At 39.1% G+C, this 20,465-nt stretch carries 24 protein-coding genes; 12 read left to right on the forward strand and 12 right to left on the reverse strand.

Annotation, left to right across the window (positions count from 1 at the left end; all coding sequences use genetic code 11):
* The first annotated feature begins 40 nt into the window (after window positions 1-40).
* The 3 genes from AWT60_RS16355 to arsC are packed head-to-tail and all read left to right on the forward strand — an operon-like array spanning window position 41 to window position 2,100.
* Window positions 41-355, forward strand: coding sequence for a metal-responsive transcriptional regulator AseR (locus AWT60_RS16355; protein WP_218677512.1), 315 nt, complete (start codon window positions 41-43; stop codon window positions 353-355).
* Window positions 356-361: 6 nt separating this feature from the next.
* The gene (locus AWT60_RS16360; RefSeq protein ID WP_373272925.1) at window positions 362-1,666 is read left to right on the forward strand and encodes an arsenic transporter; all 1,305 of its coding nucleotides are present in this window, start codon (window positions 362-364) and stop codon (window positions 1,664-1,666) included.
* 14 nt (window positions 1,667-1,680) lie between these two features.
* Complete coding sequence (arsC, locus tag AWT60_RS16365) at window positions 1,681-2,100, forward strand: arsenate reductase (thioredoxin) (RefSeq protein ID WP_041085143.1); 420 nt, start codon at window positions 1,681-1,683, stop codon at window positions 2,098-2,100.
* Window positions 2,101-2,163: 63 nt separating this feature from the next.
* Here arsC and AWT60_RS16370 read toward each other — a convergent pair whose 3' ends face one another.
* The gene (locus AWT60_RS16370) at window positions 2,164-3,501 is read right to left on the reverse strand and encodes a TrkH family potassium uptake protein (protein ID WP_218677493.1); all 1,338 of its coding nucleotides are present in this window, start codon (window positions 3,499-3,501) and stop codon (window positions 2,164-2,166) included.
* A 130-nt stretch (window positions 3,502-3,631) separates the two neighbouring features.
* On the opposite strand from AWT60_RS16370, the gene AWT60_RS16375 reads away from it, so the two are divergent.
* Window positions 3,632-4,297: a potassium channel family protein gene (locus AWT60_RS16375; RefSeq protein ID WP_035700953.1), complete on the forward strand. Its 666-nt coding sequence runs from the start codon at window positions 3,632-3,634 to the stop codon at window positions 4,295-4,297.
* Window positions 4,298-4,490: 193 nt separating this feature from the next.
* Here the strand turns inward: AWT60_RS16375 and AWT60_RS16380 are convergent, their stop codons facing one another.
* Window positions 4,491-5,210, reverse strand: coding sequence for a DUF421 domain-containing protein (locus AWT60_RS16380; RefSeq protein WP_073979987.1), 720 nt, complete (start codon window positions 5,208-5,210; stop codon window positions 4,491-4,493).
* A gap of 848 nt (window positions 5,211-6,058) precedes the next feature.
* Here AWT60_RS16380 and AWT60_RS16385 point away from each other — a divergent pair.
* From AWT60_RS16385 to AWT60_RS18585, 3 genes are all read left to right on the forward strand, one after another.
* Window positions 6,059-7,231, forward strand: a complete 1,173-nt coding sequence (locus tag AWT60_RS16385) for an MFS transporter (RefSeq protein ID WP_218677494.1) — start codon at window positions 6,059-6,061, stop codon at window positions 7,229-7,231.
* Window positions 7,232-7,425: 194 nt separating this feature from the next.
* The gene (locus AWT60_RS16390; RefSeq protein ID WP_039178946.1) at window positions 7,426-7,761 is read left to right on the forward strand and encodes a hypothetical protein; all 336 of its coding nucleotides are present in this window, start codon (window positions 7,426-7,428) and stop codon (window positions 7,759-7,761) included.
* A gap of 43 nt (window positions 7,762-7,804) precedes the next feature.
* Window positions 7,805-7,930 carry a hypothetical protein gene (locus AWT60_RS18585; RefSeq protein WP_254966705.1) on the forward strand — a complete coding sequence of 42 codons (126 nt, stop codon included), beginning with the start codon at window positions 7,805-7,807 and terminating at the stop codon, window positions 7,928-7,930.
* A gap of 54 nt (window positions 7,931-7,984) precedes the next feature.
* Here AWT60_RS18585 and parC read toward each other — a convergent pair whose 3' ends face one another.
* The 3 genes from parC to AWT60_RS16405 all read right to left on the reverse strand — a co-directional run bounded on the left by parC (window position 7,985) and on the right by AWT60_RS16405 (window position 13,224).
* The gene (parC, locus tag AWT60_RS16395) at window positions 7,985-10,423 is read right to left on the reverse strand and encodes a DNA topoisomerase IV subunit A (RefSeq protein WP_041085138.1); all 2,439 of its coding nucleotides are present in this window, start codon (window positions 10,421-10,423) and stop codon (window positions 7,985-7,987) included.
* 2 nt (window positions 10,424-10,425) lie between these two features.
* A complete protein-coding gene (gene parE / locus AWT60_RS16400; RefSeq protein WP_039178939.1) occupies window positions 10,426-12,393 on the reverse strand; it encodes a DNA topoisomerase IV subunit B in 1,968 nt (655 codons plus the stop codon).
* Between the two features lie 417 nt (window positions 12,394-12,810).
* On the reverse strand, window positions 12,811-13,224 hold the full coding sequence (locus AWT60_RS16405; protein ID WP_041085137.1) for a CoA-binding protein: 414 nt from the start codon (window positions 13,222-13,224) through the stop codon (window positions 12,811-12,813).
* A 155-nt stretch (window positions 13,225-13,379) separates the two neighbouring features.
* On the opposite strand from AWT60_RS16405, the gene plsY reads away from it, so the two are divergent.
* On the forward strand, window positions 13,380-13,961 hold the full coding sequence (plsY, locus tag AWT60_RS16410; RefSeq protein ID WP_024425146.1) for a glycerol-3-phosphate 1-O-acyltransferase PlsY: 582 nt from the start codon (window positions 13,380-13,382) through the stop codon (window positions 13,959-13,961).
* Window positions 13,962-14,059: 98 nt separating this feature from the next.
* Entirely contained in the window at window positions 14,060-14,347 is a 288-nt protein-coding gene (locus AWT60_RS16415) for a HesB/YadR/YfhF family protein (protein WP_024425145.1), read from the forward strand.
* Between the two features lie 39 nt (window positions 14,348-14,386).
* On the opposite strand, the gene AWT60_RS16420 is transcribed toward AWT60_RS16415, so the two are convergent.
* The 7 genes from AWT60_RS16420 to acnA form a co-directional block, all read right to left on the reverse strand.
* Window positions 14,387-14,698, reverse strand: coding sequence for a hypothetical protein (locus AWT60_RS16420; RefSeq protein ID WP_039178934.1), 312 nt, complete (start codon window positions 14,696-14,698; stop codon window positions 14,387-14,389).
* 3 nt (window positions 14,699-14,701) lie between these two features.
* Complete coding sequence (locus AWT60_RS16425; protein ID WP_024425143.1) at window positions 14,702-15,124, reverse strand: acyl-CoA thioesterase; 423 nt, start codon at window positions 15,122-15,124, stop codon at window positions 14,702-14,704.
* 107 nt (window positions 15,125-15,231) lie between these two features.
* Window positions 15,232-15,474, reverse strand: coding sequence for a small acid-soluble spore protein Tlp (gene tlp, locus AWT60_RS16430; RefSeq protein WP_024427090.1), 243 nt, complete (start codon window positions 15,472-15,474; stop codon window positions 15,232-15,234).
* 14 nt (window positions 15,475-15,488) lie between these two features.
* Window positions 15,489-15,632 carry an acid-soluble spore protein N gene (locus AWT60_RS16435; RefSeq protein WP_008357830.1) on the reverse strand — a complete coding sequence of 48 codons (144 nt, stop codon included), beginning with the start codon at window positions 15,630-15,632 and terminating at the stop codon, window positions 15,489-15,491.
* A 51-nt stretch (window positions 15,633-15,683) separates the two neighbouring features.
* Complete coding sequence (locus tag AWT60_RS16440; RefSeq protein WP_003211002.1) at window positions 15,684-15,809, reverse strand: FbpB family small basic protein; 126 nt, start codon at window positions 15,807-15,809, stop codon at window positions 15,684-15,686.
* Window positions 15,810-15,884: 75 nt separating this feature from the next.
* Window positions 15,885-16,388 (reverse strand): TlpA family protein disulfide reductase, encoded by a 504-nt coding sequence (locus tag AWT60_RS16445; protein WP_041085136.1) that lies wholly within the window; start codon window positions 16,386-16,388, stop codon window positions 15,885-15,887.
* Between the two features lie 66 nt (window positions 16,389-16,454).
* Window positions 16,455-19,184 (reverse strand): aconitate hydratase AcnA, encoded by a 2,730-nt coding sequence (gene acnA / locus AWT60_RS16450; protein ID WP_039178925.1) that lies wholly within the window; start codon window positions 19,182-19,184, stop codon window positions 16,455-16,457.
* 220 nt (window positions 19,185-19,404) lie between these two features.
* On the opposite strand from acnA, the gene sspO reads away from it, so the two are divergent.
* From sspO to AWT60_RS16465, 3 genes are all read left to right on the forward strand, one after another.
* Window positions 19,405-19,551: a small acid-soluble spore protein O gene (sspO, locus tag AWT60_RS16455; protein WP_039178922.1), complete on the forward strand. Its 147-nt coding sequence runs from the start codon at window positions 19,405-19,407 to the stop codon at window positions 19,549-19,551.
* A 16-nt stretch (window positions 19,552-19,567) separates the two neighbouring features.
* Window positions 19,568-19,714 (forward strand): small acid-soluble spore protein P, encoded by a 147-nt coding sequence (locus AWT60_RS16460; protein WP_003211331.1) that lies wholly within the window; start codon window positions 19,568-19,570, stop codon window positions 19,712-19,714.
* Window positions 19,715-19,816: 102 nt separating this feature from the next.
* Window positions 19,817-20,218 carry an Hsp20/alpha crystallin family protein gene (locus tag AWT60_RS16465; protein WP_039178919.1) on the forward strand — a complete coding sequence of 134 codons (402 nt, stop codon included), beginning with the start codon at window positions 19,817-19,819 and terminating at the stop codon, window positions 20,216-20,218.
* The last annotated feature ends 247 nt before the right edge of the window (window positions 20,219-20,465 follow it).

Here is a 20,465-nt window from a genome sequence, read left to right on the forward strand (position 1 = left end):
AATCATTGTGACTGCAGATGTTTCAATTGGTGTGACACATATGTCGAATTGTTTAAAAATACTCAGTGATCAAACAAGACTGATCATGATGAAATTGTTTTTGGAGAAAGAATATTGTGTTTGTGAACTGGTAGATATGTTCGAAATGAGTCAACCAGCGATTAGTCAGCATTTACGAAAATTAAAAAAAGCTGGATTTGTTCATGAAAACAGAAAAGAGCAGTGGCGTTATTATTCAATCAATACACTGTGTCCAGAATTTGAGATGCTTCGTATCATCTTAAATCAAATTGATAAAGAAGATGACCTTTTAAAAAGTATACAACATAAAGCAACAAACATTTCTTGTTCGTAAGGAGGGATGGGTTTGAGTTTTGCCGTTTTATCATTAATCATATTTTTGTTAACTTTGGTATTGGTTATTTGGCAGCCAAAAAATTTATCCATAGGGTGGTCCGCTTGTGGAGGAGCTATTTTAGCATTAATCGTAGGTGTTGTGAATGTTGACGATGTGATCACCGTGACTGGCATTGTTTGGAATGCGACTTTAGCTTTTGTCGCCATTATCGTCATTTCACTCATACTTGATCGAATTGGCTTTTTTGAATGGGCAGCATTGCATATGGCAAAAGCTGCAAAAGGCAGTGGGCTGCGTATGTTTGTGTATGTGACCATCCTTGGTGCAATCGTCGCTGCTTTATTTGCAAACGATGGTGCAGCACTTATTTTGACACCCATTGTTTTAGCCATGGTCAGAGCATTAAACTTCAATGAAAAAATAGTATTCCCTTTTATTATCGCGAGTGGGTTTATTGCAGACACAACTTCGCTGCCCCTTGTCGTTAGTAATTTAGTGAACATTGTAACAGCCGACTATTTTAACATTACGTTTATTGAATATGCATACAGAATGGTTGTTCCAAACCTTTTTTCATTGCTTGCGAGTATCACTGTACTGTACCTTTTCTTTAGAAAGAGTATACCTAAACGCTATGATATGAATGATTTAAAACACCCGAGTGAAGCAATAAAAGATCCAAAGATGTTTAGATTATCTTGGTATATATTAGCTTTTTTGTTGATTGGTTATTTTACAAGCGAATTTTTATCTATACCTGTATCGGTCATAGCTGGTGTGATTGCCATTTTATTTTTGGCCATTGCACAAAAAAGCCCTGCTGTTCAAACAAAAAGCGTTTTAAAAGAAGCACCGTGGGCGATCGTTTTCTTTTCCATAGGTATGTACGTTGTTGTCTATGGCATGCGAAATGCAGGGCTTACTGATGCTCTTTCAAGCGTGATTCAAGCTGTAGCAGATCAAGGTTTATTTGCAGGAACTCTTGGTATGGGATTTATCGCAGCGATTCTTTCATCTGTCATGAATAATATGCCGACGGTCATGATCGATGCATTAGCTATATCCGGTACCGATACACAGGGAATGATGAGAGAAGCGTTAATATACGCAAATGTCATTGGTTCTGATTTAGGACCAAAAATTACGCCCATTGGCTCCTTAGCAACACTACTGTGGCTTCATGTTCTTTCTCAAAAAGGTGTGAAGATTTCCTGGGGGACATATTTCAGAATAGGGGTCATTTTAACTGTACCAACACTATTCATTACACTTTTAGCTTTGTATTTCTGGCTATTGATTATACATTAAAGGAGACGATCAACATGTCAAAGAAAACAATTTACTTTTTATGTACCGGTAATTCTTGCCGCAGTCAAATGGCTGAAGGTTGGGCTAAAAAACATCTTGGAGATGAGTGGAAGGTCTATAGCGCTGGTATTGAAGCTCATGGATTAAACCCGAATGCTGTAAAAGCAATGAATGAAATAGGGATTGATATTTCTCATCAAACGTCTGACCTGATTGATCAGAAGATATTAAATGACGCTGACTTGGTCGTAACACTATGCGGTGACGCAGCTGATAAATGCCCGATGACTCCACCTCATGTCAAACGTGTCCATTGGGGCTTTGATGATCCAGCAAAAGCAGAAGGAACAGAAGAAGAGAAGTGGTCATTTTTCCAAAGGGTAAGAGATGAAATTGGAGATCGATTGAAACAGTTTGCCGAGACTGGAAAGTAACTTCTTATAATGAAAAATGGATTCACCTTCAGCATGGTGAATCCATTAAAGTTTATTTTAACTTTAACCGACAAATACTTCTCCCTCAGGATAACGTATTGGGCTTCTCGTTCGTTTCATAAAGATAAATACGATGGTGAGAGAACCTACTCTACCAATAAACATAAGGATCGCCAGAATAACCTTACCTAAAAACGTTAAATCCGGAGTCAACCCCATTGAAAGACCTACCGTACCAAATGCTGAGAAAGTTTCAAAGACAATATCAATAAAAGGAGCTTTTTCAGTCATAGTCAATAAAAAAATAGTGATAAACACAAAACATAAACTGATAAAACTAATAGATAATGCCTTAATAACTACATCATGTTTTATTGTACGTCTATAGATAACCGGTTCTTTATTCCCTTTCAGAAAATGCAGGACAGAGATCAAAATGATCATCATCGTTGTTAACTTAATCCCGCTTCCTGTGGACGCACTTCCCGCACCAATAAACATAAGAAGCATCATAAGAGTTAAAGAGCTTTCATGCATATGTGCTATATCAAGCGAATTAAAACCCGCAGTTCTTGGTGTTACAGCTTGAAAATAAGAGGCCCAAAATTTATCAAGAAGATTCATAGAACCTAGAGTATGTGGGTTTCCAAATTCCATTAAAAAGATGAGTAAAAGCGCAACACCATTTGTTATGAGGGTTCCTATGATCATCAGTTTCGAATGGATTGATAACAATTTAAATCTCCGCTTATTCCAAATGTCAAATATCACTGTAAATCCAAGACCACCAATGATAAACAGGAAGGTGATGGTCAAATTAATCAGTGGATCATGTACATAGTCCATCAAACTATTTGAAAAAAGAGAAAAACCAGCGTTATTAAAAGCAGAAATGGCATGAAATAAACTGATGTACATCCCTTTAAAAAAACCATATTCCGGTATCCACCGAAATGATAATATACACGTAGCCATTAACTCGAATGTTATTGAAAAGATAAACAAAACCTTTATAAGACGTACAATACCGCCTATATTTGTCAGATTAAAAGCCTCTTGAACCAATAATCTCTCTCGTAAACCTACCTTTTTACCAAATAACAAAATGACCATGACAGCTAAAGTTAGAAAACCAAGCCCACCAATTTGTATCATCAGCATAATGATAATTTGTCCGAATAAAGTAAAGGTTGTTCCAGTATCAACCACAGCTAAACCTGTAACCGTTGTAGCGGAAACAGCTGTGAAGAAAGCATCAATGATTGAGATGGATTCAACAGTGGAGATTGGTAGAGTTAAAATAAATGCCCCTATCACTATGACCGTCAAAAATCCAAACAATAAAATTTGAGGAGGCGTTAATTTTACTGGTTTTTTTAAAAAATGATCGTATTTAAACATGTCCTATCCTACTTTCACTCACTTGAAATTTTAATGTTATTATATAACGAATAGGGATAGAAATGTTTATCTATGATGTTTTTATTTAAATAGAGAAAAGATTTGATCGACAACAAAAGGAGTCATTAAAATGCCAAAAAAAGAATTTGCTGTTATCGGGTTAGGTCGTTTCGGGGGAAGTATATGTAAAGCATTAAGTGAAGAGGGACTTGAAGTGCTAGCTATAGATCTAAATGAAGATCGTGTAAACGAATATGCGCAAATCGCTTCGCATGCAGTCATTGGCGATTCAACAGATGAAGCCGTATTGAAAAACTTAGGAATGCGAAACTTTGATCATGTCATAGTGGCTATAGGTGAAAACATTCAGGCTAGTATTTTAACAACCATTATATTAAAGGAACTTGGTGTTAAGCTGGTAACGGTAAAAGCACAAAACGACTACCATGAAAAGTTACTAAATAAAATTGGGGCCGATCGAGTTGTTCATCCAGAAAGAGATATGGGGAAAAGAATCGCGCATAAAATCATTACAAATAATGTCATCGAATACTTGGAGTTATCTGATGAATATGGACTAATTGAGGTTGAAGCAAACGGCCATTTAGAAAATCAGTCATTACTTGACCTTGATATTAGAGCAAGATATCAAATCAATATTGTAGCTATCAAACGAGGGAAAGAAGTGATTATTTCCCCGCTTGCTCATGAACAAATTCAGAAAAACGATATCTTAATTGTAATTGGAGCAATGAAAGATATCGCTCGTTTTGAAAGAAATGAATTACAAGGTTAATTATCACCCTAAGTCCAATACATCTGTGAACGGGGCGATGGAGTTCGCCTAAAGCCTATTTGGAGGACTTATGATGTCGTAGCATACGACATTGCACATCGCTCTTTTAAACGTTTACAGGGTGAAGGGGAGTGATGATTAATTGCTATTGGAGAATTTCTACAAGCAGTACTGGATATACAAAAAAGTTAGACTAATGATTTATCTCAGGCTTAAAGGATTTGTGGTGACTATTTAATGATACGTGCAATTCATGGTTCGCATTAACAGATGCATAAAAAATATCACTCATTTTCAGATCTTTCTTCTGTAACTCCTGAATAAGCCACTGTTCATTTAAATGTAATTGAGTGAGAATCTGATTTTCTATGTTACCTTCAATAATAACAGGATAAGCAATATTATCAGATGCTTTTTTAATTCCTAAATCCTCTGCAGTAATAGTCAATTTATGTGGTTTTTTAAAAGCCGTTAGTTTCCCATTTGGTTCGATTAAGGCTATCTCTACATCATTTACATCAAAAATATCTTTTTCTCTTAACATTTGTAAGACATTATCTAAGGAATATCGGATTTTTTTTAGATTTCCTACAATAAAAACACCATTTCGGATAACAATAGTTGGTTCAAATGTTATCATTCGTCCAAAAGCTCGGTGTTTTAATTTCAATTTTGATACAATAATTTGTAAGACCCCTATAGCTATTATTGATAAAAATGTATACACATGAGGAATATCCGGATCAGCGATATCTGCCCCTGCCACGGCACCAAGTACAATAATGATCAAGAAATCAAATACAGGCACTTCTCCGATGGCCCGTTTTCCCATAAACAATGTCATAATTAAAAGACAGGGGATGATAGTAATGATCCTTCCATACACCTTTAAGATTTCCATTAATGTTTCCATTATTTATTATCACCATTGTATCTAAGCCCCAATTCTCTAGTAGATGAGGCGATATTTGGAATGATCAATTTGTTTTTCATCTTCAATCACTCAACAACCTTTCTTTTTTTGGATGATGATAAGGAGAGTTCTTATTTTATGGTTAGAACGTTTTTTTATCATGGTAAATTGATACAGATTTCATGTAAATAAACTTTGATAATGAAGACCACTGATGGGACGAAAGAACATGACTGAATTTTTGTCATAGAGACAAGGAAGCTGTTCAAACAAGTAAAAGGCGTAATTATCATTGGAAACATGTATAGAAAGAAAGAAGGGTATAAAATAATTGATCTAAATTCACCTTTATATTTTCTTTTTAGTTTACATAATATATATTCTAGGAAGTTAAACTAAAAATGGATTTCCTTTGTCTCAAAACTAAGTATACTTATCTTATTGAGACAAGAAAGAAAAAATCCATTTTTTTATTAATTCATCTGATAACATGCTTTGATAATATTCACAGGATTTCACAGTGATAAACCATTGCTCAGTAACGTTTTTTGTCACAACAGCGCCAGATGCTATGAGCTTTGCTATCAATCGTTCATTATAGCTCCGGTCGATGTTGGATTGTGTTTACCAAATCAATGCTTTTTAACGTTCTAATATGTCAAAACATCTGAAAAATGCTCATTAATCAGTGTATCCATCAATTTCACTCCTCTCACTAAAAGAAATTTCTTTTGGCCAACATTTTTTCATCACGTTCCTCCCTCCTGTTATTTACGAATCAGCAAGTCTCATTTATAATCGAGTAGATTTGTTCAATAACATATATATCTTTAAATGTGAGGGATTAGATGGAATTAAAGTGGTATAAAGCAATTATTGTGATCTTTACGATGTCTGGAATCTCCATTTCTACATGGTTTTCACGGACACCGGAAGTTAGAGATTTATTACAAGCAAACACAGGAACAATGGGACTTATTTTACTCGGTTTATCTGTTGGTTCAATTGTTGGGCTTGTTCTTTCAAATGTATTCGTCCGAAAAAAAGGCGGCCGAGTGGCGATTGTGATCAGTGCTTTTTTGATGTTCCTTGGATTTACTACCCTTGCCATTGGTTCAACCTTCTCTTCTATCTTTGTCGTCACTTCTGGTCTTTTTCTTTTTGGAGCAGGCTCTGGTATGTGTAATGTAGCGATGAACTTAGAAGGAACAGAGATTGAGTACAGCATCAAGAAAACCATTCTGCCAATATTGCACGCTTCCTTTAGCATTGGGACGTTAATTGGAGCAGGTGCTGGTATTCTTTTTATCCATCTAGGGGTTTCTGTATTGATGCACCTTCTCGCTATTGCCCTTCTATTCTTCCTCAGCATGTTGATTTGTACACGATTTATCCCGCATGGGACAGGAAAAGATCAGCATGAGAAGCAGTCAGATACAGTTGAGCCTGCTCAAACAGCATGGCTGAACAAACGTACGATATCTCTTGCGATGATTGCCTTATGTCTTGCGTTTGTCGAAGGCTCGGCCAATGATTGGATTCCACTTGCAATGGTGGATGGCTACCAAGTTTCACATTCCATGAGTACGGTCATCTATGCTTTGTTTTTATGCGGCATGATTAGCGGCAGACTGATCAGCGGACGATTGATTGATCGTTTTGGCAGAGTGTTATTGCTAAGAGTGGCCATTTTATCAGCAGCTGCCGGACTATTCTTAGTCATTTTAAAGATTTCACTTGTTGTATGTATGATATCGATCTTTTTATGGGGACTTGGCGCATCTTTAGGCTTTCCGCTGACCATTTCTGCAGCTGGCGATGATAGCCGGTACGCTGTCAAACGTGTTAGTATTGTGACCTTATCAGGTTACACAGCCTCCCTTTCCGGCCCTCCTATTTTAGGGCTACTTGCTAATCAAGTTGGACTGCTTCATGCCTTTATCTTTGTTCTATTTGCCATATGTATTGCAGGAATCTTTACTAAAGCTGTAGCAAAACCACATTCATTACAAGCTCAATAAAAGTGTCTGATCCTTGATCATGGCACTTTTTTTAAATTTAAAAAATAAAATTGAAACCTTTCATGAAGTGAAACAGTCCTATAGATGTCGTGATGTTTATCGCTTTTTTAAAGAGGGAAAGTAAAAAAATAAGACTTTTCAAATAACTGAAAACGTGGTAAGATCATGAAAATAACCAGGAAGGGGTGAGAAAAATGAAAAAAAATATGCTATTAAAATTAGGTGTTTTATGCATAGCACTTGCAAGTTTTCATTTGTTCTCAATGCCTCATTCCGTTCAGGTATACCATCATGCGAAGGTGGTTGCCGATCAAGAATCACATGAAATGAAAATCGTCCAGACAATGGGCGATGAAAAGAAACAAAAACATGTGAGCGCAGTATTTGCCGCATTTACAGCACTGCTGATTATTGGCAGTATGACAGCTGGATTTGCACGCATCACTCATACTGATCGATTTGACCGGAAAAAGAAGCATTTACTTGCAGTGTTCTATCAATCTTCTTATTTCCGACAAGCTCGTGTTTAACCCAACCATCTAAATCAAAACAAAAATTGGGAGGTTTTACACGATGTTATTTTTCTTAAGAATTTTCATTCTAGGTCTATTCTCTGTCACTTCACTTTCTCTTTTCGTCTACCAAGGAATCGAAGTAGTGCACGCTATTACAAGCATGTTTGGCAACCACGAGAGCTAATTGACCTGTATATAAAAAGAAACCCCCTGCCAGTCGCAGGGGGTTTTCGTTTGCTTATTTATTGTCATCTGGTGCACGTTCAGGTGTCAGAAGGACATGAGTCACTTCTCCCTGCTCTTCCTCATCTACAATAAATGATCCATTGCTATAGCGGTCATTTGCTCTTAAAGTAGAAATATCAAGTGGAATCGTTGTACCTTTTTCGGTATCTATCTCAAGTGTATCGTGCAGCGCTGCAGCGATCACAGCTACAATACGGTGCGGGTTTTTCTTTAATTCTCTCAGCATAAGAACTCCGCGTTTCGCTCTTGATGTTTTATCAAATTCAGAGAGGTTCATTCGCTTTACTGCCCCTCTTTGTGTTGTGAGCACAAGGACATCGTTCTTCGGATCAATGATCTGGCCAGAGACTACCTCGTCCCCTTCCTTCAAGTTGATACCTTTGACACCTGCCGCTCTCGGTCCAACAACACTTACTTCTTCTTCATCAAACCATAAACCGTAACCATTTTTCGTTGCAATAAACAATTCCTGCTGTCCTGATGTGACATGAACATCTACGAGTTCATCGTCACCTTTTAGATTCAAGGCGACAAGCGGTTTCGAATAACGCTGCGCTTTATATTGAAGAAGCTCTGTTTTCTTCACCATTCCGCCTTTAGTAAAGAATAAAAGATATGACGTTTCATCAAATTCTTTTATTGGAATGGCTTTTTGGATTGATTCCTCGCGATCAATCGAAATGATATTCGTAATATGCTGCCCCATGTCTTTCCAGCGTATATCTGGCAGCTGGTGAACAGGACAATAAATGTAGCTTCCTTTATTCGTAAACAGCAGAAGTACATCCGTTGTATTCATTTCAAACTGATGAATCAAACGGTCAGTATCCTTCATACCAAAGTCCTTACCGTTAGAGGCAGCATAGGAGCGCTGGCTTGTTCGTTTGATGTAACCATCCTTCGTGACTGTCACGTAAACATCCTCAGATGCAATCATCACTTCAAGGTTAATCTTAATTTCTTCGATTTTTTCCTCAATGACGGATCTTCTCTCATCAGCATATGTCTTTTTGAGCTTTTTCAGGCTGTTTGTAATGACCTTCAGCAGCTTTTTCTCGTTCGCTAAAATGTCTTCAAGCTCTGCGATGCGCACATCAAGCTCTCTTGCTTCGTCTCTTAATTGCGTAATATCTGTATTCGTTAAACGATATAACTGGAGTGAAACAATCGCTTCTGATTGTGCTTCTGTAAAGTCATATTTCGCCATCAAGTTGTTCTTTGCATCTCGCTTATCATTAGAGGAACGGATTGTGGCAATGACTTCATCTAAGATGGAAAGTGCCTTAATTAAGCCGTCGACAATATGGTGGCGTTCCTTCGCTTTTCGAAGCTCGTACGCTGAGCGGTTCGTCACCACTTCTTTTTGATGGGCAATATATGCATCAAGTACAGTTGTCAGCGTCATTAAGGTCGGTCTTCGGTTATGTATCGCTACCATATTAAAGTTATATGGGATTTGCAGATCTGAGTTTTTATATAAGAAATTCAGCACACCATTTGCATCTGCTTCTTTTTTCAGCTCTACTACGATTCGAAGCCCAGTACGGTCTGTTTCATCTCGGACCTCTGAAATACCTTCTACTTTTCTCTCAATTCGGAACTCGTCCATCTTTTTGACAAGGTTGGCTTTATTCACTTCGTAAGGAATTTCTGTGATCACGATTTGCTGGCGTCCGCCGCGGATGGTTTCAATCTCCGCTTTGCCGCGAATCATGATCTTCCCTTTTCCTGTTTCATACGCCTTCTTAATACCGTCTACACCTTGAATGATACCGCCTGTTGGGAAATCTGGCCCTTTGATGACCGTCATTAAATCCTCAACCGTACAATGCGGCTGTTCGATTCGTTTAATAACGCCATCAATGACTTCTCCCAAGTGATGCGGCGGGATATCTGTGGCATACCCAGCTGAAATCCCTGTTGATCCATTCACGAGAAGGTTTGGGAACATCGCTGGTAATACAACTGGCTCTTTGCTTGTATCATCAAAGTTTGCAACAAATTCGACCGTTTCCTTGTCTAGGTCCTTTAAAAGCTCTGAAGCAATGGCAGACAGCCTTGCTTCCGTATAACGCATGGCAGCAGGCGGATCTCCATCAATACTCCCGTTATTTCCGTGCATTTCAATCAGCACATTTCGTACTTTCCACTCCTGACTCATTCTTACCATCGCTTCATAAACAGATGAGTCTCCGTGTGGGTGATAGTTACCAATCACGTTACCGACTGTTTTAGCGGCTTTACGGAAGTTTTTATCTTGCGTATTTCCTTCTGCGTACATCGCATATAAAATTCTTCGTTGTACAGGTTTTAGACCATCACGTGCATCTGGAAGCGCACGGTCTTGGATAATATATTTACTATAGCGCCCAAACCGGTCGCCGATTACTTCTTCTAATGGTAAATCATGAAATCGTTCTTGTTGTGCCATGTTTAAACCTCCTCAGCTAGCGACAAGTTTTCATTTTCAAGAATGTTGCTTTCCTCATCAAGTCCAAAGGCGACATTCTTTTCAATCCATTTACGGCGTGGTTCTACTTTGTCACCCATTAAAGTTGTGACGCGGCGTTCCACACGTGCAGCATCATCAATTTTGACCCTGACAAGTGTTCTCGATTCTGGATTCATTGTCGTTTCCCATAGCTGGTCGGCATTCATTTCACCTAACCCTTTGTAGCGCTGAATCGTGTACCCTTTTCCAACTTTCTTCAATACGTCATCCATTTCTTCATCAGACCATGCGTACTCAATAATTTCTTTTTTCCCTGAGCCTTTGCTGACTTTATATAAAGGCGGGAGTGCAATAAACACTTTGCCATGCTCAATCAGCGGCTTCATATAGCGGTAGAAGAATGTTAAGAGAAGCACTTGAATATGCGCTCCATCCGTATCCGCATCTGTCATGATGACGATTTTGTCATAATTGATGTCTTCCACATTAAAATCGACACCGACGCCTCCACCAATTGCATGAATAATGGTGTTGATTTCTTCGTTTTTGAAAATATCAGCAAGCTTTGCTTTTTCAGTATTGATGACCTTTCCGCGCAGTGGCAGAACCGCTTGGAATTTACGGTCACGTCCCTGTTTTGCTGACCCGCCCGCTGAGTCACCCTCTACTAGATATAGTTCGTTTCTTGCTGGGTTTCTAGATTGGGCTGGTGTTAATTTTCCACTCAGCGTTGCTTCAGATTTTTTACGTTTCTTGCCGCTCCTCGCTTCTTCACGGGCTTTTCTAGCAGCCTCTCTTGCCTGCTGCGCTTTAATCGCCTTTTTCACAAGAAGAGTGGCTGTTTCCCGGTTTTCTTCAAGGAAATACGCAAGCTTTTCAGAAATAACAGCATCAACAGCTGAACGAGCCTCACTTGTCCCAAGCTTTCCTTTTGTCTGCCCTTCGAATTGAAGCAACTCTTCAGGAATTCTGACAGAAATAATAGCAGATAGTCCTTCGCGAATATCAGTGCCTTCTAAATTTTTGTCTTTTTCTTTTAAAAGGGCCACTTTGCGTGCATATTCGTTAAAGGCTCTCGTCATGGCCGTTTTGGCACCAGACTCATGTGTTCCGCCATCTTTTGTTCTGACGTTATTGACGAAGGAAAGGATATTCTCCGAGTAGCCATCGTTAAATTGAAAAGCAAAATCTACTTCAATGGACTGATGCTCTCCTTCAAATGAGACGACTTCACTTAGAACATCTTTTTCTTCATTTAGATAAGCGACAAAGGCTTCAATGCCTGTCTCATAATAAAACGTCTCTTGTACATCATGCCGTTCATCGATCAGCTCTATTTTTAACCCTTTTAATAAAAAGGCAGATTCTCTTAAACGCTCTGATAATGTATCGAAATTATAGGTCGTAACACTGAACATGGTTGGGTCCGGCTTAAAATGAATCAGTGTTCCCGTTTTTTTCGATTTTCCGACTTTTTCAAGTGATGTGACAGGTTTACCGCCGTTTTCAAAGCGCTGATGATAAATAAATCCGTCCCGTTCAATTGTGACAGTAAGCCATTCTGACAGCGCGTTCACAACCGATGCCCCAACTCCGTGAAGTCCACCACTTGTTTTATATCCACCTTGACCAAATTTTCCGCCTGCGTGCAGGACCGTTAAAATGATCTCAGGTGTCGGTTTTCCAAGCTTATGCATACCAGTAGGCATTCCCCGACCTTTATCTTGGACGGAAATGCTGTTATCTTTATGTATTTTGACAATGATATGATCTCCATGGCCAGCGAGCACTTCATCGACAGAGTTGTCTACAATCTCATAGACAAGGTGATGAAGACCGCGTGAATCCGTAGATCCAATATACATCCCTGGACGTTTACGGACCGCTTCAAGCCCCTCTAGCACCTGAATAGAATCATCGTTATAATCTACTTGCTGCTTTTTAACCAAATGCTTAATCCCCTTTCACTAACAAACATAACCGGCTAATCATCAAATGATCTCTCTAGATTTTAATGATGATCATGCTGCTCATTACTGTCCACTTTAATAAGCTGCATCATCACCATGCATGTGGGATTCACCAATACATGCTCTTTTGCACAGCTATGAGAATCATTCTACATTCTGCAATCAGAACTAGAAGTCCATTATAAACAAGACTGTTTCATAAGCCAAATGCAATCATATGATGGTTTTAGCAAAACAGAACAAATGTTCTATTTTTATCTTATCGCTCTTTTTCTCGATATGCAAGGCCGCCGATATGTCCCTGTCGCCTTATTTTATCGCTTTCTTCTAGAATCGCAAATATATTTCTGCAACAAAAAAGCAAAAATCCTTGAAAAACCAAGGATTTTTGACGAATTAATGAGTTTTTGTCATCGCATGAGCCACCTTGATACATAAATCCATGATGGCGACCTTGCCATTTTCCTCAATCAGCCTTTTCGCTTCATCGTGATATATGCCTTGCTGCGCCCAAAAAACAGGTGCGTCTATTTGGAGAAACTCTTCTGCCACCTCTGGCAAAAACTCTGAACGTCTAAAGACATTGACGATATCAACAGGCTCTTTTATGTCTTTTAAAGAAGCGACTGCTTTCACACCGAGTGCTTCATCGATTGTTGGATTCACTGGGATGATTTCATAACCGGCATCCTGCATCGCTTTAGACACCATATAAGACGTCCGGTGCGGTTGATCTGATAATCCAACAACAGCAATTCGTTTACTGCTCTTTAATATACGGCCAATTTCTTCTTTCGTAGGATTGTTCATCCAGACACTCCCTTTTCCTCTATTTTAGCGAATTTATGCTTAAAAACAAAGCTGAATCCATCTGCTTTCGATTTTTTCAAAAAAAGTTCCCCATGTTTTTCACAAGATCATGTTAAAATGTAAGACAAGAGGGAGAATATAAAGGAGTTATGCAGATGTTAATTGCTTTGATGTTTATTTTGGCTTATCTTCTCGGCAGTATTCCATCCGGTCTCATTGTCGGGAAAGCTGCAAAGGGAATCGATATTCGTGAACACGGCAGCGGAAACCTAGGTGCGACGAATGCATTTCGTACACTTGGCGTAAAAGCAGGATCTATTGTGATTACTGCTGATATCCTAAAAGGGACGCTTGCTTCAGCTTTACCGTTTTTCATGCAGCTGGACATCCATCCCTTATTAGCAGGAGTTGCTGCTGTTATCGGTCACAGCTTTCCTGTCTTTGCAAAATTTAAAGGGGGAAAGGCAGTCGCTACATCAGGCGGTGTGCTGCTATTTTATGCCCCATTCCTATTTATCACGATGATCGCTGCTTTTTTCTTATTTTTATACATTAGTAAATATGTTTCACTATCATCTATGCTGACCGGTATCTATACATTCATTTACAGCATATTCACCAAAGACCTATTCTTAATCATTGTTGTTGCCGTTCTTGCTGGCTTTGTGATTTACAGACACATCGCCAACCTCAAACGAATTCTCAACAAAACTGAACCTAAAATCAAATGGCTCTAGCCGTTTCATTCATTTAAATATGTGGTAAAAGTAAAGAAAAGCTGTTTTTGCATCCTGCATTTTAAAAAACAGCATGACTTCAAAAAGGGGCGATCACATTGAAATTAACAATAAAAGAAGATGCACTCAATTGGTACAAGGATGAATTAGATTTAGAAAAAGGTGATCAAGTTCGCTTTTTTGTGAGATATGGCGGGTGCAGTAATGTTCAAAAAGGCTTTTCTCTCGGCGTCGCAAAAGATGAACCTCAAAATGCCGGCGCAACTGCTGAAATAGAAGGTATTACTTTCTTTATTGAGGAAAGTGATATTTGGTACTTTGACAACCATGATCTGCATATTGATTATAACGAGTCCGTGAAAGAACCAGAATTTCATTATGAATAAACAAAAAAGATACCTCATCCCTCGGGTATCTTTTTTGTTTTAAACCTCAATATACAGCCCATACTCTTGAATGTTTCCTAAAGACCGTTCCTTTTGCAGAATTCTTTTTTGCGGCTCACCGATCAAGTCAAAATGAGGAAACCCTTCCCGGTCATGAATCCATTCTTTTTTTAGTCCATGTCTTTCTCCCCACTCAACTAACCGCTTCATATCCTGACAGGCTGCTTTTGTGACGGTATTGGCATTTGGAAAACGGTCATCGAGCCAGTAGTGTGTTAAAAAAGCAACTTTTCCTTCCTGGACAGCTGTTTTCCAAGCGTTTAAATCGCTTCGTTTAATACCAAAAGCCATAAATTAAACCTGCTTCTTCGACTGTTCATATACTTTATGCCAAGCAGGAAAGGCTTTTCTAAATTGAATAGGTCTAAAGGTGTCTTTATCTACACAAATATGCGAGGTTGTCCCTGTAATCGCTGTTTGTCCATCAGGTTTTTGAATTTCATAGCCATACACCGTTTTGACACCATTATATTCTTCAATCCATGTATGAACGGTTGCTGTTTCACCATACAGCAATGGTTTTTTATATTGAACCTGCAAGTCTATAACAGGTGCAAGAGCACCGTCTGCTTCTAGTTGCGCATAGGAAAACCCTAATTCTTTAATCAATGCTGTTCTGCCGACTTCCATCCAGATTAAATAATTGGCATGATATACGATGCCCATTTGATCTGTTTCTGCATAACGGACTTCTATTTCTTTTTTGGATACATACACGTTTTCATCGCTCTCCTATCAAAACCTAAGGTCTGTCTCTGCCATTTTACCACATTCCAAATGGTTCTTCTAAAAAGAGGCAATAAAATAAACCAGGAATCCCTGGTTTATTCGGTATAGCCATTCTTTCTTGCTGCTTCTTCGTCCTTGATCTCAGAACGCATCGCGTCAATACTCATTTTGCGGTTTTCGTTTTTTTGTTTGATCATTTGCTTTTCTGTCTCTGTCGAAACGGACATCGCTGCTTCAGATTCATCGATATTGTCAAGTGTGTTCTCGATCATATCTTGCAGCTTTTCAACATTATCAGAACGATCATCTGGATTGGATTGATATGACTCGTTATTCATGATGATTCCCCTCCTTATTCGCCCTTCGTCTGTATCACATCAGGCTGTTCATTTGATTTATTATGCATCTTTTTACCTTTATTCCGTTTGTATGCTACAGGTTTTGTCCCTAAATGGTCTGGTGTAAACTGCGCTTGTTTATCATGCTCTCTACCCATTATTCATCCCTCCCTCTTCTTTAGGATGAACGAAAACGGATAATTCATGACTTATTTTTGTCTAAATCGTTCTTCCAACTTTTCTTCGAGCTGGTTTAAAAATTCCTCATTGCTTAATAATTCTTTTTTATTTTCAAGCACAAGCTCTTCAAATGTGCGTCGTTTTCTTCTTCTCATTCCACTCACCTCCATATATGTATGATTACATTTTCGCCAAAACATTTGGAAAATAAGCAAAAAGAGCTGAATCAATTATAGATCCAGCTCTTTTTCAATTTCTTTTTTAGTCAGCATTTGATGCTTCACAGACATGATGCGTCCTTTTTCATCTAATATGTAGGTCGTTGGGTATGAAAGCACCTGATATCTTGCTTGAATGCCTTTTTGGTCCAATAAAACAGGAAAGCTCAGCTTTAATTCTTTTGTGAATGCTGCCACATGATCCACACTCTTTTCAGTGGTCGTCAAATTCACCGCTAGTACTTCAACTTCGTCATTTTCGCTCCTGATTGCGTCTAGATCCGGCATTTCTGTCCTGCACGGCTTACACCATGTCGCCCAGAAATTGACGAGCACCTTTTTCCCTCGGTAATCAGATAACGAGGCGGTTTTGCCGTCAAGGGTTTTTAGTTCGAAATCAGGGGCTTGATCTCCTTTTTCAAGACCGATTGCGGGCTCTTTTGGCCCAAATAAATTCCATGCAAGTAAACCAATCAACACAAGTAAAACAGCGCTTGCCATTCCTTTTTTCCACATGATTGATCCTCCACTATTTTAAAAAAGAAGAGAAAGCTGTTGAATCGCCTTCTCTTCTTTGCTGTATTAGTTGCTTGCCAATTTTTCGCGAAGTACCATTTGAAGGATACCGCCATGACGATAGTAGTCAATTTCAACTTCACTGTCAAAGCGAACGACCACTTCAAATGTTTTCTCGTTGCCATCTGTGTCAATTGCTTTCACAGTGACGAGATCACGCGGACGAACTGTTTCGTCAACATGAACTTCAAATGTTTCTGTTCCTGTTAGACCATGAGTTTCTGCACTTTCTCCGTCTTTAAACTGCAAAGGAAGTACGCCCATGAAGACAAGGTTACTTCTGTGGATACGCTCAAAGCTTTCAGCTAGAACAAATTTAATTCCAAGAAGGTTTGTTCCTTTTGCAGCCCAGTCACGTGAAGAACCCATTCCGTAATCTTTACCTGCTAAGATCGCAAGACCTGTTCCATCTTCTTTATAGCGCATGCATGCATCATAAATGGATGTCACTTCACCAGTTGGCCAGTAAGTTGTATAACCGCCTTCTGTTCCTGGTGCAATTTGGTTCTTAATACGGATGTTTGCAAAAGTACCTCTCATCATGACATGGTGGTTACCACGGCGAGATCCATATGAGTTAAAGTCTCTAGGCGACACGCCTCTTTCTTGCAAGTATTTGCCCGCAGGTGTGTCCTTACCAATCGCTCCAGCAGGAGAAATATGGTCAGTTGTGACAGAGTCACCGAACTTCGCAACTACGCGCAAGCCTTTAAGCGGTTCAACTTTACCAGGTTCAACTGATAGGTTTTCAAAGAATGGCGGGTTATCAATGTATGTGGAATTTTCATCCCATTTGTACAATGCATCATCCGTCGTTTTAATTTCATTCCAGCGGTCATTGTTGTCAAAAACAGTTTCATACTCTGAACGGAATAGCTCAGGTGTGACAGTGCTTTTAACAACGCTGTTGATTTCGTCCATTGATGGCCAAATGTCATTGAAATAAACGTTCTCGCCATTTTTATCGACACCGATAGGATCTTTTGTTAAATCAATATTTACCGTACCAGCAAGTGCATAAGCCACAACTAATGGTGGAGATGCAAGGTAGTTCCCTTTCACAAGTGGATGGATACGACCTTCAAAGTTACGGTTACCTGATAAAACAGAAGTGATCAGCAGATCATTTTCAGAGACAGCATCTTCAATTTCTTTCTCAAGCGGTCCTGAGTTTCCGATACAAGTTGTACAGCCATAACCTACAATGTTAAATCCGAGGTCTCTTAAATATGGAAGAAGTCCTGAATTCACAAGGTATCCTGTTACAACTTTAGAACCTGGCGCTAGTGACGTTTTCACGTAGTTTGGCACTTTCATACCGAGCTCACTAGCTTTCTTCGCAACAAGACCTGCTCCGATTAACACGTATGGGTTCGATGTATTCGTACAGCTCGTAATCGCTGCAATCGCAATCGCACCTGTCTTCATCACGGCTTTTTCACCGTTTGCAAGATCAAATTCGATTTGTTTATCAAGCTCTGATTTATCTAAGCCAAACCCTTGGTTACCAGCTGGGCTTTCGATGTGTTTATGGAACGTCTCTTTCATTTGAGAAAGTGGAATCAAATCTTGTGGACGTTTAGGACCAGATAAGTTTGACTCAATTTTAGAAAGATCAATTTCCACAACATCAGTAAAAATTGGTTCTTCTGCATCTGGCGTATAGAATAAGCCATTTGCACGAGAATATTCTTCAACGATATTAATTTGCTCTTCATCACGTCCAGTAAGGCGAAGGTAAGCAAGCGCTTCTTCATCTACTGGGAAGAATCCACAAGTAGCACCGTATTCTGGCGCCATGTTCGCAATTGTTGCACGATCTGCTAATGGCAATTGAGCAACACCAGGTCCGAAGAACTCAACGAACTTGTTCACTACGCCTTTTTCACGAAGGACTTGTGTGACTTTTAATGCAAGGTCAGTTGCAGTCGTTCCGTTTGGAAGCTCTCCAACTAATTTAGCACCAATCACTTCTGGTACTGGGAAGTATGAAGGCTGACCAAGCATACCAGCTTCCGCTTCGATACCGCCAACGCCCCATCCAAGTACACCGATACCGTTAATCATCGTTGTATGAGAGTCAGTTCCAACTAATGTATCTGGGTAAGTGATAATCTCGCCATCTTCTTCAATCGCATGAACAACACTTGCAAGATACTCTAAGTTCACTTGGTGAACAATTCCTGTTGCGGGCGGAACAGCTTGGTAGTTGTTAAACGCTTTCTTTGCCCAGCTAAGGAAATTATAACGCTCTGCGTTACGTTCAAATTCTAAATCCATGTTAATGTTTAATGCATCTTCAGTTCCAGCTTTATCAACCTGTACTGAGTGGTCAATAACAAGGTCAACTGGAATTTCAGGGTTGATTTTATCCGGATCCCCGCCTACATCTGCCATTGCTTTTCTTAAAGAAGCAAGGTCAACGACGGCTGGTACACCGGTGAAGTCTTGTAAAATAACACGAGAAGGTTTAAATGGAACATCAATTTCTTTTACCTCGGCAGTTCCCCATTTTGCCAAGTTTTCAACGTGTTCCTTCTTGATCACTCTACCGTCTACTTGGCGAAGCACTGATTCTAAAAGTACCTTAATGGAATAAGGCAGCTTAGAAACATTTCCGATTCCTTGTTTCTCTAGTGCTTCTAACGAATAATAGTGATACGTTTTCCCATTTGTCGAAAACGTTTTTCTAGATTGAAAAGCGTCTTGTTTAGCGACTTGCTGCTGTTTCGACATGTCCAAAATCCCCCTTTTGATGATCAAGATCAATTTCAATTCTCAGAAAAATCGTCGTATTTCACCACAATTTTCTCACAATTTCATCTTAAAACAAATTCATACATAAGTAAATAACAATGCTTTTATTAAATTCAATAAGTTTAACTTATCATTAGGAAATGATTACTCTTCATAAACGAAGCGCATCGGGTTCATACTATAAATGAGGTGAAAGAACATGACAAAACGCAAAGCAAATCATGTCATTGACGGCATGAACGCAGCCAAAAGCCAAGGTAATGGCGCAGGCTATACGGAAGATGATCAACTCGTTTTAACAGAAGAACAAAGACAAAACAATAAAAAACGCAAAAAGAATCAATAAGAAGGAGCCAAACATCATGACGAATAAAAACACAGGGAAAGACATCCGTCAAAACTCTCCTAAGGAGCATCAAGGCGGTCAGCCTGAGCCGTTATCAGGCAGTAAAAAAGTGAAAAACCGCAACCATACAAGACAAAAGCACAATTCTCATCATGATATGTAATCATTCCCCTCTCATCCCGTGACCACACGGGATGTTTTAGGTCTTTCACACATTTCCATTTTCATCATATGATTTATTATGAGATGTGATGGAGGAGTGTTTATGGAGAATGAAAAGCAATCGAATTCCTCTGATTTCCTTGAAATAGATGATTGGCTCAATGTTTTAATGGATGATCCATTTGCCTGGTATGATGAACACCTCCCAATTGATCTTTATGAAACAAGCCGTGATTATATTATTGAAATCGATGTCTCCACCTTATCGATCACTGATGTAAAGCTGACCTTTGCTGGACATGAGCTGACGTTGACTTACACAGTACAAAAGCCAAAAGGTGAAGGCGAACAGCCAATTGAAAAAAGCGTGATGCTTCCTTTTTATTTAAACGACAAAGACATTGCAACAGATTATGAAAACCAAATCATATCGATAAAAATTAAAAAATGTTCCGACCATCCAAGCGGTGCATTTTCCTTTCAAATCCCGCACTTCAAACATTAAGAGCCCACCTTCATATAGGTGGGCTCTCTTCCCGTTCGTTTCAAGTCCATACCTTTTGCGAACCACCATGGCCAAATAGTAGAGTCGCTATATGATAATGTATTCTATTTCTACTAATCGGTTTGGGTCATTCTAGTAAATGGGCGGCTATTAATGAAAAAGGGCGTTTATAGAGATAATAGACATACATTTTTGTTATTTTCTTCTATCCTCTCTTCATGTAATATAAAATAGAGAGATAAGGGGT

The sequence above is a fragment of the Bacillus sp. F2HM genome (genome assembly GCF_019266135.1).
Classification (GTDB): domain Bacteria; phylum Bacillota; class Bacilli; order Bacillales; family Bacillaceae; genus Bacillus; species Bacillus safensis.